The sequence below is a fragment of the Amycolatopsis endophytica genome (assembly GCF_013410405.1).
In the GTDB taxonomy this organism is placed as follows: Bacteria; Actinomycetota; Actinomycetes; order Mycobacteriales; family Pseudonocardiaceae; genus Amycolatopsis_E; species Amycolatopsis_E endophytica.
Genome location: NZ_JACCFK010000001.1, coordinates 5026672 through 5041813, shown reverse-complemented (window position 1 = coordinate 5041813; position 15142 = coordinate 5026672). Strand labels below are relative to the sequence as shown.

The window sequence follows — 15142 nt, the reverse complement described above, 5'->3', positions numbered from 1 at the left end:
GGCGGCCCGCGGGCCACACCCCCTCCGCAGACGGGTCAGGCCGCGCTCCAGCCCCCGTCGAGGACCAGTTCGGTGCCGGTCACGGCCGATGCCTCGGGTGAACACAGGTACGCGACCGCCCCGGCGACCTCGCCGGGCTCGATCAGCCGCTTCACCGCCGACTTCGCCAGCAGGACCTCCGACAGCACCTCGTCAGTGCCCAGTCCGTGTGCCGCCGCCTGGTCCGCCAACTGGTGCTCGACCAGCGGCGTGCGCACGTAGCCAGGGCAGACGCAGTTGCTGGTGACTCCCTTCGCCGCACCTTCCAGCGCGATGACCTTGGACAGGCCCAGCAAACCGTGCTTGGCGCTGACGTAAGCCGACTTGTAGGCGCTCGCCCGCAGGCCGTGAATGCTCGACACGTGGATGATCCGTCCCCAGCCGCGCTCGTACATTCCCGGCAGGACGGCACGTGTCAGCAGGAACGGAGCCTCGAGCATCAGCCGTAACATGAACGCGAACCGGTCGGGTTCGAACTGTTCGACGGGCGCGACGTGCTGGATCCCGGCGTTGTTCACCAGGATGTCGGCGTCGAACTCCACAGCGGCCAGTTCCTCGGTCCGGCTCAGATCGATCGTCAGCGCCTCGCCACCGATCCGCCTGGCCGTCCGCGCCGCTCCTTCGCCATCGATGTCGCAGACGACGACGTGGACGCCGAGCCCGGCGAGCCGGGTCGCCACCGCCGCGCCGATTCCGCTCGCCGCGCCGGTGACCACCGCGCGCCGGCCGGACAGGTCGGTTCCGGATTCATCAGGCATCGTCACGACCTCGGTGAAGCGAAGGGATTCGCGGCGGCGTGGTGGTGCCCCCACTCGTCCGAACGGCCGAAATCGTGCGGGATCCAGTCGTCGCCGACTTCGATGCCACCGCAGCCGATCTCCAGGTGGAACCCGCTCGGGTTCCGGATGTAGAACGAGATTGCCTTGTCGTTCATGTGCCTGCCCAAGTTGATCGAGATCGGTACGTCGTTGGCCTTGGCCCGATCGTAGGCCCGCCCGACGTCGTCGATGGAGCCGTGCTCGAACTCGAGGTGGTGGATCGAGGTGGTGTCCGCGTGCGCGAGAGCGATGCTGTGATGCGTCCGGTTGCAGCGGAAGAAGAACAGGCCGGGCGCGCGGTAGTCGGTCAGCTTGAACTCGAGCACCGACTCGTAGAGCTCGCGCAGTTCGCGCAGTTTGGGGCTGGCCAGCACGAAGTGTCCCAGCCCCGTGACGCCGGGCCCGCGTGCGGGGCGGTCGACGCCCAGGCGCACCTTGGCTTCCCCGACCGCCAGTTCCACCCGATAGCCGACCGGGTCGGTGAACCAGCGCAGCTGCGTGGCACCACGCAGTTCCTTCTCTTCCGACGACCCGTCCGCGACGGCGAACCCGGCGCCGGTCAACCGTTGGGTGAGCCGGTCGAGCTCCCACGGCGAGTCCACGATCCAGCCCAGCTCTCGGGGACGGTCCTCAGTGGACCGGTAGAGCGCGAGGCGGTACTTGAACTCGTCGATTTCGGCAAGGGCGAGTTCGTCCGTGCCGTACTTCTCATGGGTGACACCGACGCCCAGCGTGCGCCCGAGCAGGTCGGTCCACCCGTCGAGGTCGGCCACGTCGAGACCGACGTAGCCCAGTTTCCTGATTCCCACCGCGTGTCATCCCTCCCGCGCGGCGGCCGCGCCACCCTGCAGAAACTCGCGGACGATGTGGTTGAACTCGGGTGCGCGCTCGTACTGGACCCAGTGCCGGCAGTTCGGCAGCACCCGCAGCTCCGCGTCCGGGATACCATCGAGGATCTTGCGCGCCCAGGCCAGTGGCACGGTCTGGTCTTCCCGCCCCCACACCAGCAGCGTGGGCGCGGCGATCAGACCCAGGTCGGGCGTCAGGTCCCCGAAGTTCGGGGGAATCGGCAACTCGGGGTGGGCCCGGAGGCTGGCTTCGTAGCGCTCGTCGATGAGCGCCTCGGTCGCCAGTGACTGGTCGTGGACCATGAGCCGCACGAACCCGGCCATGGCCTCGCGCGACGGCTTGTCCGCGGCCATGTACCCGAAAAGGCGCGCGAGCCCGGCGGGCCAGGGCGGCGCGTCCGGCGGGAGGACCCCGCCCGGCGCCATGAGGACGAGCCGGTCCACGCGATCCGGGTAGCGCATCGCGATTCGCATGGCCACGGCGCCACCGTAGGAGTTGCCGACCAGGTGAGCCCGCTCGATCCCGAGCGCCGTCATCGCGCGGCATACGCGGTCGGCGGCGTGGAAGATCAACGGCTCGTCCGTCTCCGGCCGCGGGGATTCTCCCCAACCCGGCAGATCGACCACGACGTTGCGGTAGTCGCGGAAGGCGGGGAGGTTCCCGCCGAAGTTGCTCATCCCGGTGGCACCCGGCCCCGATCCGTGCAGCCACACGACCGGTCTGCCCGAACCGTCTTCGGTGTAGGCCAGGTGCGCGTCACCGACGTCCAGAGTACTCGTCACTGTGCCGCCCCATTCCTTGCATGTAGCGCTCACTATACAAGGGACGGCAGCATTATCAAGATCGAGCGGATCGTGATCGAAACCGCGGCGACGGCCGGCGTCAGCGCTTCCGCTTCGCCGCGGCCTGCCGTTCGGCCAAGCCGCGGACCAGTGCGACGAAGGGGGCGACCTGCGAGCTGTAGCTCACGCCGTCGAAACTGTTGGTCACCGACAAGCCGTCGGTCAGGGCGCGCCCGAGAACGGCCAGCTGCTGCACCAGGGCTTGGTTGTTCTTGCCACCATGGGGCGCGAAGATCGGGGTGAGTGCTTGAACCCAGGAAGCGTGGGCGTAGTCGCGGATGCGCCGGACGGTCGCCTGAACCGCCTCGGCGTTCTTCTGCGGCCCGATGCTGATGGCGACCAGCAACTCGAGGTAATCCGGCCGCCGGTCGAGTGACGCGCACGCGGCGGAGAACCAGGCTTCCAGGCGCTCCAACGGCGCCAGGTCGTCGAACGAAGACGGATCGGGGTACAGGGCGTGCAGCTCGTCGAAGGTCCGGTCCAGCAACGCCGCCAGCACGCCAAGCTTGCTGCCGAAGTGGTAGTAGATCGAGCTCGGCGGAAGACCGGACTGCGCGCTCAGGTCCGAGATCGCCATGCCGTCGTACCCCTTTTCCCTGACGAGGGCACGAGCCGCGTCAAGAATGACCGCGCGACTGCTCAACCCGGCAGCCGTCGGAGCGGAGCTGGAATCCCTCGCCATTCGGCCATGATAGGTCCGCGAGGGCGTCACTGCTCCACCGGGCGCGTGGCCGGGTTTCCCTCGACGCACCCGTCGGCGGGCCGGCCGTCCGTTCCGATCCCGCCGTGGCCGGCCGGGCCCGCCCGGTCACCGCCTCAGCCGACGGTCGCGTCGACGGTCACGGCAATGTTGCCGCGGGTCGCGTTCGAATACGGGCACATCGCGTGGGCACCTTCGACGAGCCGGTCCGCCGTGGCCTGGTCCACACCGGACAGTTCGACGTGCAGCGCCGCACCGAGGGTGAATCCGCCTTCGGGCGTCGAATGCACCTGAACCTCCGCGACGACGGCGGAGTCGGTGATCCCGACCTTTCGCCGCGCCGCGACGGCCTTGAGCGCCGAGTGGAAGCACGCGGCCCATCCCGCCGCGAACAGCTGCTCCGGGTTGGTCGCACCGCCGGGGCCGCCCATCTCCTTGGGGATCGCCAGGGAGACCTCGAGCAGACCGTCGTCGGTCCTCACCCGTCCCCCCGCCCGGCCGTCGCCGGTGGAGGTGGCGGCGCCGACGTATACGGGCTTTGTCATGGCAGAGGTCCTTCCTCACGCGCGGCCGAGGCCGCGATACCGAACGTTCTATCCAGTTCCACTATGACCAGTGCACCGACACATGTCAAGACCGAACGTTCTACCCTTCCGTTCGCGTCTGGGCTAGAGTGATCACTACATACAACACTGAGATCGAGGGGAGATCTGTGAACAGCATCGGGACCGCCAGCCTCCTGCCCCCGCGACCGGGATTTCGCTCCGCACGGCCTCTGCCGCCGCCGGCCGGGTCGAGGCGCCTGACACCGGATCCGACCGGGAGCAGGCCACTCGATCAACGGGTGCCGTTCGCCGAGCGGGCGGGCACGAACCGCGGCCGCGTCGCACGGAAGGCGTACTCGTGACACGGAAACGCTGGTCCGCCGACGACATCCCCGGGCAGCAAGGCCGGACAGCGGTGGTCACGGGCGCCAACACCGGGCTGGGCTTCGCGATCGCCGCCGGGCTCGCCCGGCGCGGCGCCTCCGTCGTGCTCGCCTGCCGCGACCCGGGCAAGGCGGCCGCCGCGGCCGACCGGATCAGGGCCGGCGCACCCGGCGCCACGGTCCGCACCCTTGCGCTGGACCTCGCCTCGCTCAAGTCGGTTCGCGCCGCCGCCCGGCGGCTGCACGACGAGTACGACGGCTTCGACCTGCTCGTGAACAACGCCGGTGGCTTCCGCGTGCGGTACTCGGTCAGCGAGGACGGCTTCGAGTCGACCATCGCCGTCAACCACCTCGGCCCGTTCGCGTTCACCGGTCTGGTCCTGGACCTGCTGACCGGAACGCCCGGATCCAGGGTGGTGACCGTCAGCAGCAACGGGCACCGGCAGGGCACGATCGACCCCGCCGACCTCGATCCCGAGCCCGGCGCCGCCTACCGGTTCATGCCGGCCTACAACCGCGCGAAGCTGGCCAACCTGCTCTTCAGCCACGAGCTGGACCGTCGCCTTCGAGCCGCCGGCGCGCGCACCATCTCGGTGGCCGGGCATCCCGGGCTCGCGCGGACCGACGGCGGGCGTGACATGCACTGGGTGGTCCGGGCCGCGCTCAAACCCAGCGTGAACCCGCTCGCGCTCACGCTGTCCCAGAGCGCGGCGAAGGGAGCGCTGGGGCCACTGCGGGCCGCCACGGACCCGCGGGCGCGGGGTGGCGACTACTACGGCCCGCGCGGGCGCACCGGCCATCCCGAGCCGGTCACCACGAGCGAACTGGCCCACGACGCCGACTTGCAGCGGCGGTTGTGGGAAGCATCCGAGCGGCTGACCAAGGTCGCCTACCTGTCCGATCCCATCCGGAAAAGCGAGGCAAGCAAGTGAGCAAGCACGGCAGAGTCGCTCGTGGCGTCGCGGTCACCGCCCTGACGGTGGCCGGTGCGATGTCGGTGACCGTTGCCCCGGCCGCGGCCGCGAACACGCCCGTCGACGGTGCTCCCACCTCCCACAAGGCGCTCGGCAGGCTCGGCACGTTGACCGACCTCGTCGTCGAACGCCTTCGGGTGAGCGACGACGTGGCGGCGTCCAAGTTCGGCACGAACTCGCCGATCGACGACCCCGCCCGTGAACAGCAAGTGCTCGACCAGGTACGGCAGCAGGCCGGCACGCTCGGCCTGGACCCGGAGTCGGCGGCGGCCTTCTTCCGGGACCAGATCACGGCGAGCAAGGTGGTGCAGAGCGGACTGTTCGCGCGGTGGACGGCCCGCCCGGACGAAGCTCCCACCACCCGCCCCGACCTGGGACAGATCCGCACGCGGCTTGACCGGCTGACCACGGAGCTGCTCGGTCAGCTCAAGGCCACGCAGGAGGTGCGTGGCTCGCGCGTCCCGTGCACGGTCCAGCTCGCCTTGGCCACCGGTTCGGCGACGGTCCTGGAGCGGCTCGACGCCCTGCATCGCCACGCGCTCGACACCGCGGTGCACTCCGTGTGCACCGGCGAGGCCGTCACCGCGGCGTAGCCGGGCGAACCGGTCCGCGTCCGCCCCCTCCGGAGGTAGATCCCTTGACTGCCCACCTCCTCAAGGCGGCGGAGGCGCTGGCCACCGCTGCCCGCACCGGCATCCCCTGCCCGCCGGTCCGTGACCTGTTCGCCGTGGGCGACATCGACGCCGCCTACGAAGTCCAGCGCCTGCACACCGAGCGGCAGCTCGCGGCCGGGCACCGCCTGGCCGGGCGCAGCCCAAGGTGGAGGCGGAAATCGCGCGGATCCTCGGGGCCGACCTGCCCGGCCCCGCCTGTTCGGTCGCCGACGTCCGGGCGGCCACCGCCTTCCTCGCCCCGGCCCTGGAGATCGTCGACAGCCGGATCGCCGGCTGGGACATCACCGTCGTCGACACCGTCGCCGACAACGCCTCCTCCGGCCTGTTCGTCCTCGGCGACACCCGTGAGGCACTCGGCGACGTCGAACCGGCCGACGTCGAGATGCAGCTCCACCGCGGCACCGAACTCGTCTCGCGGGGCACCGGCCGCGACTGTCTGGGCGATCCCCTCGGCCCGGTCCGGGTCAGCTTCGCCACCGCGGCGAACGCCTGATGACCGGCCGCCCGGCAGTAGCCGGTCGTTCTCGGACGACGGCGCTCACCCGTCGACGGCCAGGCCGACCGCTCGCCCGCGACCCGGCCGGCGGCAGGCGGATGTCGTGCGTCCCGGCGACGGCGTCCTCGTCGTCGGTGATCCGGTAGTGGAACGTGAACCGCTTCTCCAACCCGCGCCTGGCTGCGAGCACGCCATCCCGCGTGTTCTCGATCGTTGCCCGATCGTCTCCCGTTCCCCGCTCGACGCGGCAGCCCGGCTGCTCACCCCGCGGGTCCGGACCGAGAAGCACGGGCTTGACATTTCGTTAGGCGCCTAGCTATATTTGCTAGGTGGCTAACAACCAGGCGGATCCCGAGCACCAGTCCGCGGGCGCGTGGGCGAAGAAGTACTACCTCGCGACCCGGGTCGTGATGGAGTCGGTTCTTCGCCCGTTCGACCTCGGCCCGACGCAGTGGTACGTCATGCACCAGCTCATGACCGTGGGGCCGACCTCGCAACGCGACCTCGGGCGCATGCTCCGGATCGAGCGGGCGACGCTCACGGGCGTCGTGGCCGCCCTTGTCCGCAAGGGCCTGGTCACGCAGACGCCCGATGCCGCCGATCAGCGCCAGAAGGTGCTGACCGCCACCCCTGCCGGCGCCGCCCTCTGGCGTCAGTTACCCGATCCGATCGCTCTGATCCTCCAGACGGCGTTCGACGGCGTCCCGCAACGCGACATCGAGACGACCACCCGCGTACTGCGCGTGGCGACCGGCAGGCTCACCAGCCTCTTTCCGAAGGGAAACGAATCATGACGGTCCTCATCACCGGCGGAACCGGCCTGGTGGGCACCCGCCTGCTCCGCCGCCTCGTCGACGCGGGCATCGAGTGCCGCGCGCTCGTCCGCGCGGGCAAGGAACTCCCGGCGGGCGTGACGCCCGTCGAGGGCGATCTGCTCGAACCGGCGACGCTACCCGAAGCGGTCGAGGGCGTCTCCGCGATCATCCACCTCGCCGCGGTCCTGCGCACTCCCGAACCCGAGCTGATCGAGCAGGTGAACGTCGCGGGCACGAGGAACCTCATCGAGGCCGCGCTGATCCACGCTCCCCGAGCGCGCGTCATCATGGCCAGCACCAACCTCGTCTACGACGAGGACCTGTCACGGCCGGCCCGCGAGGACGATCCGGCGAACGCCCGACAGCCCTACCCGGCGAGCAAGATCGTCGCGGAGCGCCTCCTGCGCGAAAGCGGATTGGCGTGGAGCGTCCTGCGATTCGCCTTCGTCTACGGCGACGCGGACGGCCACCTGCAGTCCGCGCCACAGCTGCTGGGCTCATGGGGCTGGCACCCCGCGGCGACGATGAGTCTCATCCACCACCGCGACATCGCAACCGCGATACTGCTCGCGCTGACCGGCGCGATGGACGGCCGCGTCGTCAACCTCTCCGACGACGCCCCCACGACGGTCTACGAAATCGCCCGCATCGTCGGCGCCGGATACCAGGAGTCCGCCGAGCCGTTGCAGAACCCGTGGAAGGGGCACGTCGACGGAACTCTCGCGCGGGAGCTCGGCTTCCGGCCCGTCATTCGCAGCGTTCACCAAGCCGCCGCGGAGGGCACGCTGTAACGAGGTCGCCTGCGCGGCTCCGGGGCGGATGGTCGGGGGTGTTCCGGGGCCGGCCGCACCACGCCACCGTATCGCCCCCTCGACCGGGAAACGACTCGGACCGATGGGTGCGCACCCCCGGCGGGCCGCGGACGTCTGACCGGACCACGCGGGTGGCTCGAATCGCCTCGGCCGGTCAGCTCTCGGGTCCCATCCCGTCATCGGTCCGGGCGGCAACGGCGTCACTCCGGCCTCCTCAAGCCGGATGTGGTCAGTATCGACTCCCGCGCTTCCGAGGAACTCACGTCCGGGCAACCCCTGCCCGGCGGCGGCCGAACCTGGCGAACATGGGTGGGGAACCCGCGCTGAGCGAAGAAGTCCGCCCGGCCGGGGCATCCGTCCGGGGTGGACTCCCAGCGCAGACCCGTCAGCCCTCCTCCGTGGATCATCACGATCGGGCAGGCGGCCCGCGACGGGTCCGCCGAGCAACACCAGTTGCGCGAACGCGACCGGCTGCCCGCGAACGTGGCGAAGCAGGCCGCCGGGTCGTAGGGGTCACCGACCACGGCGTGCGACCGTGCAGTGGACAGTCCGGAGACGACCACGACGGGCACCGCGCGCTTCCGGGTGGCGGAGTCGCAGGCGTTGGACAACGGGGGCGGCCCACCGCCCGAAATCCGGCGAATCGCTCGCCGGCTTCCGTCGGCCACACGACCCCGTTGCCCCTTGGCGGCCGCGTGAGCGCCGACACCGCCGAACGTGCGGACGACGGTGGTCCCGGTGCACCTGACCGACTCCACCGCGCGTCAGGTCGCCGCGGTTCCGGCCGGGCAGCTGTCGGTCGTGACACTCGCTGCGGGTTGCGGCCCGAACCACCGTCGTGGGCCGGACACCCCGCGCCGGGCGGTGCGCTCGTCACCGCGTCAGGGCGGTCACAACGCGAGGTAGGAGGCGAGCAGTTCCTGATACCTCGCCGCAGTGGTGGCGCAGTCTTCGATCTCGGCTTCGGTGAGCTGCCTGCGTACCCGGCCGGGGACGCCGACCACCAGCGAGCGCGGCGGGATGACTGCTCCTTGCGGGACGAGCACATTGGCCGCGACCAGCGACTGCGCGCCGACGACCGCGCCGTTGAGCACGGTGGCGTTCATACCGATCAGGCAGCCGTCCTCGATGCGGCAACCGTGCAGGACCGCTCCGTGACCGACGCTGACCCGGTTCCCGACCCGCGCCGGGAAACCGGGGTCGGCGTGGACGACGGCGCAGTCCTGGATGTTGCTCCCGGCGCCGACGGTGATCGTTTCCCAATCCGCCCGCAGGACCGCTCCATAGAAGACGCCCGTACCCGGCCCGACCGCCACGTCGCCGACGACCGTGGCCGAGGGAGCGATCCACGCGGTCGGACAGACCCGGGGCGTTCGACCGCGGATCGTCACGACAGATGCGGTCATCGAATGCTTCCTTTTCTGAGCCCGGGACAGGCGTCCGCGGGGATGTTCCGGATCAGGGCGCTTCGGACAGGACACGCATCGTCGTCGACCTGTCGTGATGGATCTCCGCCTCGATCCCGGAGACCCAGTTCGGCTCGCCGGGGTCGGTGCCGGTGATATCCAGGGCACAGGCACGCAGCACGGGAGAGTGCGTGATCGCCACGATCAGGTCCGCGTCATCGGGGCGGTCGATCACGCTGCGCACGAAGGCGCGGATGCGTGTGGCCACCGCGACGGCCGTGTCCCCCGGCGGATCCGGGTGCGCCACCCACCAGCCGACCCTGTCCGGCACGGTCAGCCACTCCTTGAAGAACGAGACCCGCAGGACGTCGTCGGCGTCGAGACCGGGGACTTGAGCCGCGAACTTCTCGGCGCTGCTGACCATGTCCACCCGCACGCCGGCCAGGTACAGGTCGGGATTGCGCAGCGCGAACGCGACACCGCTGTCGACCACGTCGGCACCGGCCTCACCGGCCCCGGCGGCAATGGCGGCGGCCGTCTCCTTCGCACGGCGGGTCTCACCGCTGATGACCCGCAGCCGGCCGCCCTTTCGGGCCCCGAGGTGGCGGCCCACGTCGGTGGCGATCCGAACCCCCTTGTCGGTGATGGGGACGTCTCCCCGGTGGGATTCGACTTCGCTGTGGCGCAGGAGCAGCAGGCGTGGCATGGGTATCCCTTCTGGTCGGTCGGGAGTCGCGGGTCGCGGTCGGAGCCGCGTGGTCAGGCGCTCACCGCGGGAGCGGCCGGCGCCGGTTCGCGGTGCCGTGCCCACTGCTTCCGGAACAGCTCGAACACGGCGTCGGCGAACTCGGGATCGTTGATGTTGGCGTTCTTCTCGATCACCTCGATCGAGGGGTCCAGCCCGGCGCGCAGCGAATCGAGCAACGGCGTGACGTCCACGCCGTGCCACTGGCTGCCGGGTTTGAAGTAGTTGTCCAGGCCGTCCAGAGGGATCCCGACCGCGGCCGGTCCCGCGGAACGGTTGACGTGGTCGGCGATGTACTCACCGAGGCGGCGCATCTCGTCGGGGGTGGCCAGCAGCGAGGTGACGTTCGGGTTGTGGATGATGATGTCGCGGTCCTCGGTGTCGAACTCGGCGGGAACGGTGTCCCGCGCGCCGAAGTTGAAGCACTCGGCCGCACCGGGGGCCACGACCTGCGGAATCCTGGCCCGTGTGGCGGCTTTCATGCGCTCGCAGCCGGGGTCGAAGATGCCCTTGTGCCAATGGTTGAGGATCTCGGGCAGGGTGAAGTCGATCAGGCCGTCGATGACGCCCTTCTCGATGAGGTGCTCCATGCCCGCGCCTTCCCCGACCGCGTGGAAGGTGACGACCTCGAAACCGGTGCGCTCCAACTGCTCCCGGATGCGCATGACGCCCGGTGTGGTCACGCCGAACATCGAGATCGCGATCAGGGGTTTGCTGGCCGCGGCGTGGGATTTGGTGACCTGGTAGCCGTTGGCCATGCCGGCCGCGGCATGGGCGGCGTTGATCAGTATCTGCTTGGAGATGCGGTTGAGACCGGCGATGTCGGTGACCGCGTTCATCATCATCATGTCGGAATGGCCGATGTAAGGGCGGGTGTTGTTGGAGGCCATGGTGGACACGATGAGCTTGGGAACACCGATGTCGAGGTTCTTGAGCGCGCCGCTGAGCAGGTCGGTGCCCCCTGTGCCGCCCAGTCCGACGACCGCGTCGATGCGTCCCTCGGCGGTGAGTCCGGTGAGCAGGCCGCGAAGTCCTTCGCTCATCTTGGCGACCGCCAGCGCGCGGCCACCCGCGCCTTCGATGCTCGCGGTGAAGTCGTCGAGGTCGATGCCGGCGCGGGCGGCGACTTCCGATGCGGAGATGTCCGGTGTGAAGTAGGGGTCGCCGAGCACTCCGCAATCGACGACCAGCACGTCGACCCCCGCGGCGACGAGCGCGTCGCGGACGTAGGCGTACTCGGTCCCTTTCGTGTCCAGGGTTCCGGCCAGGCAGACAACTGGTTTCCGGGGCATGGCGTAACTCCTTTGTTACTGCGGCAGCCATGGGGCGCTCAACACTGTTCGGCGTTGCCTTCGTTCGCCGTTCTTGCGTTTCCGGTCAGGGGTTTCGTGCCCCGGGTCTGCAGTGCTGTCCACACGCGTTCCGGGGTGAGGGGCAGGTCCGGAATGACGACGCCGGTCGCGTGCGCGACCGCGGCGCCGAGTGCACCAGCGGTGCACAGAAGTGCGCCTTCGCTGATGCCCTTCGATCCGTAGGGACCGGGACCGTCGTGGTTCTCGATCGCCGCGCTGACGAACTCCACCGGCACGTCGTTGAACGTCGGGATCCGGTAGTCGAGCGCGCCGAGGTTGCGGATGCGGCCGTGATCGTCGAGCAGCAGCTGTTCCATCTGACTGTGCCCCAGACCCATGATGGCCGCTCCTTCGTCCTGGGAGACGACTTGCAGCGGGTTGAGTTCGGTGCCGACGTCGCTGACGGTGACGTGCTTGGTCAGCAGCAGCTCGCCGGTTTCCACATCGACTTCGACCTCGATGGCCGTGGCGTTGAACTCGTAGAAGGCGGCGTCACCGCCGAGCGGGTGCCCTCGTTCGCCGCGCAGGCGCCGCGTTCCCTGTCCGATGAACTCCCCGTGCAGGGAACCGAGGGCTTGCCGTGCCGCCCGGACCAGCGGAAGATCGCCGTCCGGTGTGATCAGCACTCCCGGAGCGTGTCCGAGCTCCCCCTCGGTCACGCCGGTCGCCTCGGCGAACAGTTCGAGCACCTTGCCGCGAACGTCGCGACAGGCTTCCACCACGGCCGAGCCCATGAACACCGTCGACCGGCTCGCCGAGGTCTGCAGATCGAAGGGGACCGCGTTGGTGTCGCCGCTGACGACCGTGACGCGATCCAGCGGGATCCCCAGCTCGTCGCTGAGGATCTGCTGCCACAGCGTCCGCGCGCCCTGGCCCATGTCCGAGGTTCCCGCGTAGACGATCGCACTGCCATCGGAGAGCAGCCGCACCAGGCTCTGCGAAAGCCCGGACGTCGCCCCGGGTTTGATGCCGACTGCGATCCCGCGCCCGCGGTTGGGCGCCGGCGGACGATCCCAGCCGATGAGCTGCGCCGCCTTCTCCAGGCTCTGCGCCCAGTCACCGTCGGCCGCGGCGGGCGAGTCACCGCGGATGAACTCCTCACCGCGAGCGACCAGGTTCCGGCGACGGATCTCCAGCCCATCCAGGCCGAGGCGGCGGGCCGCCGCGTCGAGCTGGTTCTCGGTCGCCCAGGTGACCTGCGGGCTGCCGAAGCCACGGAAGGCCGTACTGGGCGTGGTGTTGGTCAGCACCGCGCGCCCGTTCACCCGCAGCGCGGGAATCCGGTACGGGCCGGCGGACACGAACGAGCCCTTGGACATCACACGGGGCGCGACGTCGGCGTAGGCGCCGATCTGGAAGTCGGCGCCGACGTGGTGGAAGGTGATCTCGCCCTCGTCGGTGAAGCCGGTGCGCGCGGTGATCCGGCAGCCGGCACGCCGCATCGTCTGGAACGTCTGCTCCAGGGACAGCACGAGCCGACAGGTCCGGCCGGTGAGCAGGGCGAGGAAGGCCAGCAGGGGTTCGAGCTTGGGTGTCTGCTTGCCGCCGAACGCCCCGCCCGGATCCGGGGCGAGCACCCGGACCCGGGTCAACGGAAGTCCGACGAGCGAGGCGATCGTGCGTTGCAGCAGGTAGGGGTGCTGCACGGGCGAGTAGACATCCAGCCCGCCCTGATCGGTGGGCACGACGACGGTGCCGCCCGGTTCGATCGGAAAATGGGTGACCATCGGGAAGGTGTAGACGTTCTCGACGACGAAGCCGGTGCAGGCTTCGGCCTCGTCGTTGTCGCCCCACGCGAAGCGGGCGTGCTCCAGCACGTTGGTCCCGGCCAGCGGGTCGTCGGGGCGGATCGCGGGTTCCTGGACCAACGGTGCGGAGTCGGCGAGTGCGTCCTCGATCGAGTAGACGCCGCGGCGTTCGGTGTAGTCCACGCGCACCGCGCGCGCTGCCGCCTGCGCGACCTCCAGGGTCTCGGCGGCCACGGCGGCCACCGGTTCGCCGTGGTAGGTGACGCGGCCCTCGGCCAGCACCGGCCGGTCCTGATGGGACACCCCGAACCGGGGCATCGGCGACGGCAGGTCGGCGGCGGTCATGACGGCCAGGACACCGGGCATCGCGGTGGCCTCACCGACGTCGATGTGGTGAATTTCGGCGCATCCCACCGGCACGGACACGAGCACGACCTGGGCGGCTGCCGGGAACCGCAGATCGGCCACGAAACGCTGGGTCCCACAGGCACGATCGGCGCCGCCGTAGCGCTCGACGGGCGCTCCGACCTCGCGGCGCGGGGCCGGAGCGGGTGCGGCAGCCGACTCGACCAGGGGGTGTTCGCGTGTTTCAGTCATGGTCGGCCGCCCTCCGCACGGCGGTGGCCTGCACGGCCCGGACGATGCGCTGGTAACCGGCGCAGCGGCAGAGGTTTCCCGACAGGGCGTCGCGGATCTGCGGCTCGCTCGGTTGCGGGGTCGAGCGCAACAGGTGTTCCGCGGACATGACCTGCCCGGGAATACAGAATCCGCACTGAACGGCCCCGCTGGCGAGGAACTCCTCCTGCAGATCCGTCGGTCCGTTCGCGGACAGACCTTCGATCGTGGTCACCTCGTGACCGGCGACCTCCGCGCACAGCACGAGGCAGGCATTGACGGCCCGCCCGTCCAGGAAGACGGTGCAGGCCCCGCACTCCCCCTCGGCGCAACAGCTCTTGGTCCCGGTCAACCCCAGGTTTTCGCGCAGCGCTTCCAACAGGGTGCGATGTCCGGGGACGGTGAGGCGCTGCGCACAGCCGTTGACGGTGATGTCGACGTCCTGCACGTCGTCGAGCGAATGGGATGTCATGCCGGCACCTCCTCGTGGCGTCGCCGGTCAGCGGCAGCTTGCACGGCGCGCCGGGCGAGAACCGCCAGCATCGCGGTCCGGTACTCCCGTCCGCCCCGGATGTCGGAAATCGGTGTCGCGGCGGTCAGGGCGCGCTCGAGCGCGAGCTTGAGCAGCTCCCCCTCGGCCGGGTCGACCGGCTCGTCCAGCGGGGTCCGCAGCGGCCGCGGCCCGACCGCGCCAAGCCCGAGCACGACGGTGCCGTGGCGGTCGATTCCGGCCGCCACGCTGACCGTCGCGAGGTCCACCCCACGCCGCCGGGTCAGGCGCTGGAATGCCGATCCGTAGCCGGCCGGGGGACGGTTCATGCCGATGCCGGTCACGATCTCTCCTGTCCCGCACAACGTCCGCCGCGGTCCGACGAAGAACTCCCGCAACGGCACGGTGCGCGCACCATCGACCGACTCGATCGTCACCGTGACGTCGTGCACGAGCATCGCCGGGACCGTGTCGGCGGCCGGAGATCCGTTGCAGGAGTTGCCGATCAGGCTCGCCCGGTTGCGGATCGCCACCGAACCGACCGTCAGCGCGGCCTCGGCCAGAGACGGGAACCACTCCCGTACGGCCGGGTCTGCGGCCAGTTCAGCGAGGGTCAGGGTCGGGCCGATCAGTACGCGGTCGTCGTCGATCCGCAGGGGCGCGGGCAGATCCTCGATGCCCTTCAGATCGACGATCACCGTTGGCTCGATGGTGCGGTGGCGGACCCCGACGAGCAGGTCGGTACCGCCGACGAGCGGGCGCGCGCCGGAGCCTTCCTCGGCGAGCACCGCGAGCGCGTCGGCCTTGCTTCGCGGCCGGTAGTACCTGGTCATGACCGA

At 70.1% G+C, this 15142-nt stretch carries 17 protein-coding genes; 6 read left to right on the top strand and 11 right to left on the bottom strand.

Annotated features, from left to right (window positions below):
* Window positions 1–35: 35 nt before the first annotated feature.
* From HNR02_RS24820 to HNR02_RS24800, 5 genes are all read right to left on the bottom strand, one after another.
* Window positions 36–797: a 3-hydroxybutyrate dehydrogenase gene (locus HNR02_RS24820; protein ID WP_179775518.1), complete on the bottom strand. Its 762-nt coding sequence runs from the start codon at window positions 795–797 to the stop codon at window positions 36–38.
* A gap of 2 nt (window positions 798–799) precedes the next feature.
* On the bottom strand, window positions 800–1666 hold the full coding sequence (locus HNR02_RS24815) for a VOC family protein (RefSeq protein ID WP_179775517.1): 867 nt from the start codon (window positions 1664–1666) through the stop codon (window positions 800–802).
* A gap of 6 nt (window positions 1667–1672) precedes the next feature.
* Window positions 1673–2488, bottom strand: coding sequence for an alpha/beta fold hydrolase (locus tag HNR02_RS24810; RefSeq protein ID WP_179775516.1), 816 nt, complete (start codon window positions 2486–2488; stop codon window positions 1673–1675).
* Between the two features lie 100 nt (window positions 2489–2588).
* On the bottom strand, window positions 2589–3230 hold the full coding sequence (locus HNR02_RS24805) for a TetR/AcrR family transcriptional regulator (protein ID WP_179775515.1): 642 nt from the start codon (window positions 3228–3230) through the stop codon (window positions 2589–2591).
* Between the two features lie 134 nt (window positions 3231–3364).
* Window positions 3365–3793, bottom strand: a complete 429-nt coding sequence (locus HNR02_RS24800) for an organic hydroperoxide resistance protein (RefSeq protein ID WP_179775514.1) — start codon at window positions 3791–3793, stop codon at window positions 3365–3367.
* Between the two features lie 358 nt (window positions 3794–4151).
* On the opposite strand from HNR02_RS24800, the gene HNR02_RS24795 reads away from it, so the two are divergent.
* The 6 genes from HNR02_RS24795 (at window position 4152) to HNR02_RS24770 (ending at window position 8457) form a co-directional block, all read left to right on the top strand.
* Window positions 4152–5108, top strand: coding sequence for an oxidoreductase (locus HNR02_RS24795; RefSeq protein ID WP_179775513.1), 957 nt, complete (start codon window positions 4152–4154; stop codon window positions 5106–5108).
* Window positions 5105–5743: a chorismate mutase gene (locus HNR02_RS24790; protein ID WP_179775512.1), complete on the top strand. Its 639-nt coding sequence runs from the start codon at window positions 5105–5107 to the stop codon at window positions 5741–5743. Before HNR02_RS24795 ends, HNR02_RS24790 begins: the two co-directional genes overlap by 4 nt.
* Window positions 5744–5969: 226 nt before the next feature.
* A complete protein-coding gene (locus HNR02_RS24785; protein ID WP_179775511.1) occupies window positions 5970–6317 on the top strand; it encodes a 2-keto-4-pentenoate hydratase in 348 nt (115 codons plus the stop codon).
* A 332-nt stretch (window positions 6318–6649) separates the two neighbouring features.
* The gene (locus HNR02_RS24780) at window positions 6650–7114 is read left to right on the top strand and encodes a MarR family winged helix-turn-helix transcriptional regulator (RefSeq protein ID WP_179775510.1); all 465 of its coding nucleotides are present in this window, start codon (window positions 6650–6652) and stop codon (window positions 7112–7114) included.
* A complete protein-coding gene (locus HNR02_RS24775) occupies window positions 7111–7926 on the top strand; it encodes an NAD-dependent epimerase/dehydratase family protein (RefSeq protein WP_179775509.1) in 816 nt (271 codons plus the stop codon). The genes HNR02_RS24780 and HNR02_RS24775 overlap by 4 nt, the downstream gene beginning before the upstream one ends.
* Window positions 7927–8310: 384 nt before the next feature.
* Window positions 8311–8457, top strand: coding sequence for a hypothetical protein (locus tag HNR02_RS24770; protein WP_179775508.1), 147 nt, complete (start codon window positions 8311–8313; stop codon window positions 8455–8457).
* Window positions 8458–8837: 380 nt separating this feature from the next.
* Here the strand turns inward: HNR02_RS24770 and HNR02_RS24765 are convergent, their stop codons facing one another.
* Genes HNR02_RS24765 through HNR02_RS24740 form a run of 6 tightly spaced genes read right to left on the bottom strand, consistent with a single transcriptional unit; the run spans window position 8838 to window position 15136 of the window.
* A complete protein-coding gene (locus HNR02_RS24765; protein WP_179775507.1) occupies window positions 8838–9353 on the bottom strand; it encodes a gamma carbonic anhydrase family protein in 516 nt (171 codons plus the stop codon).
* A gap of 52 nt (window positions 9354–9405) precedes the next feature.
* The gene (locus HNR02_RS24760) at window positions 9406–10059 is read right to left on the bottom strand and encodes a histidine phosphatase family protein (RefSeq protein WP_179775506.1); all 654 of its coding nucleotides are present in this window, start codon (window positions 10057–10059) and stop codon (window positions 9406–9408) included.
* Window positions 10060–10112: 53 nt separating this feature from the next.
* Entirely contained in the window at window positions 10113–11390 is a 1278-nt protein-coding gene (locus HNR02_RS24755) for a Tm-1-like ATP-binding domain-containing protein (protein ID WP_179775505.1), read from the bottom strand.
* A gap of 38 nt (window positions 11391–11428) precedes the next feature.
* The gene (locus HNR02_RS24750) at window positions 11429–13795 is read right to left on the bottom strand and encodes a xanthine dehydrogenase family protein molybdopterin-binding subunit (protein WP_179775504.1); all 2367 of its coding nucleotides are present in this window, start codon (window positions 13793–13795) and stop codon (window positions 11429–11431) included.
* A complete protein-coding gene (locus HNR02_RS24745; protein WP_179775503.1) occupies window positions 13788–14285 on the bottom strand; it encodes a (2Fe-2S)-binding protein in 498 nt (165 codons plus the stop codon). The genes HNR02_RS24750 and HNR02_RS24745 overlap by 8 nt, the downstream gene beginning before the upstream one ends.
* Window positions 14282–15136: an FAD binding domain-containing protein gene (locus HNR02_RS24740; RefSeq protein ID WP_179775502.1), complete on the bottom strand. Its 855-nt coding sequence runs from the start codon at window positions 15134–15136 to the stop codon at window positions 14282–14284. Before HNR02_RS24740 ends, HNR02_RS24745 begins: the two co-directional genes overlap by 4 nt.
* Between the last annotated feature and the right edge of the window lie 6 nt (window positions 15137–15142).

Excerpts from the sequence above, each read along its gene's own strand:
- HNR02_RS24820 (WP_179775518.1), bottom strand. The coding sequence starts at position 797 with ATGCCTGATGAATCCGGAACCGACCTGTCCGGCCGGCGCGCGGTGGTC.
- HNR02_RS24805 (WP_179775515.1), bottom strand. The coding sequence starts at position 3,230 with ATGGCGAGGGATTCCAGCTCCGCTCCGACGGCTGCCGGGTTGAGCAGT.
- HNR02_RS24800 (WP_179775514.1), bottom strand. The coding sequence starts at position 3,793 with ATGACAAAGCCCGTATACGTCGGCGCCGCCACCTCCACCGGCGACGGC.
- HNR02_RS24775 (WP_179775509.1), top strand. The coding sequence starts at position 7,111 with ATGACGGTCCTCATCACCGGCGGAACCGGCCTGGTGGGCACCCGCCTG.
- HNR02_RS24765 (WP_179775507.1), bottom strand. The coding sequence starts at position 9,353 with ATGACCGCATCTGTCGTGACGATCCGCGGTCGAACGCCCCGGGTCTGT.
- HNR02_RS24760 (WP_179775506.1), bottom strand. The coding sequence starts at position 10,059 with ATGCCACGCCTGCTGCTCCTGCGCCACAGCGAAGTCGAATCCCACCGG.
- HNR02_RS24755 (WP_179775505.1), bottom strand. The coding sequence starts at position 11,390 with ATGCCCCGGAAACCAGTTGTCTGCCTGGCCGGAACCCTGGACACGAAA.
- HNR02_RS24750 (WP_179775504.1), bottom strand. The coding sequence starts at position 13,795 with ATGACTGAAACACGCGAACACCCCCTGGTCGAGTCGGCTGCCGCACCC.
- HNR02_RS24745 (WP_179775503.1), bottom strand. The coding sequence starts at position 14,285 with ATGACATCCCATTCGCTCGACGACGTGCAGGACGTCGACATCACCGTC.
- HNR02_RS24740 (WP_179775502.1), bottom strand. The coding sequence starts at position 15,136 with ATGACCAGGTACTACCGGCCGCGAAGCAAGGCCGACGCGCTCGCGGTG.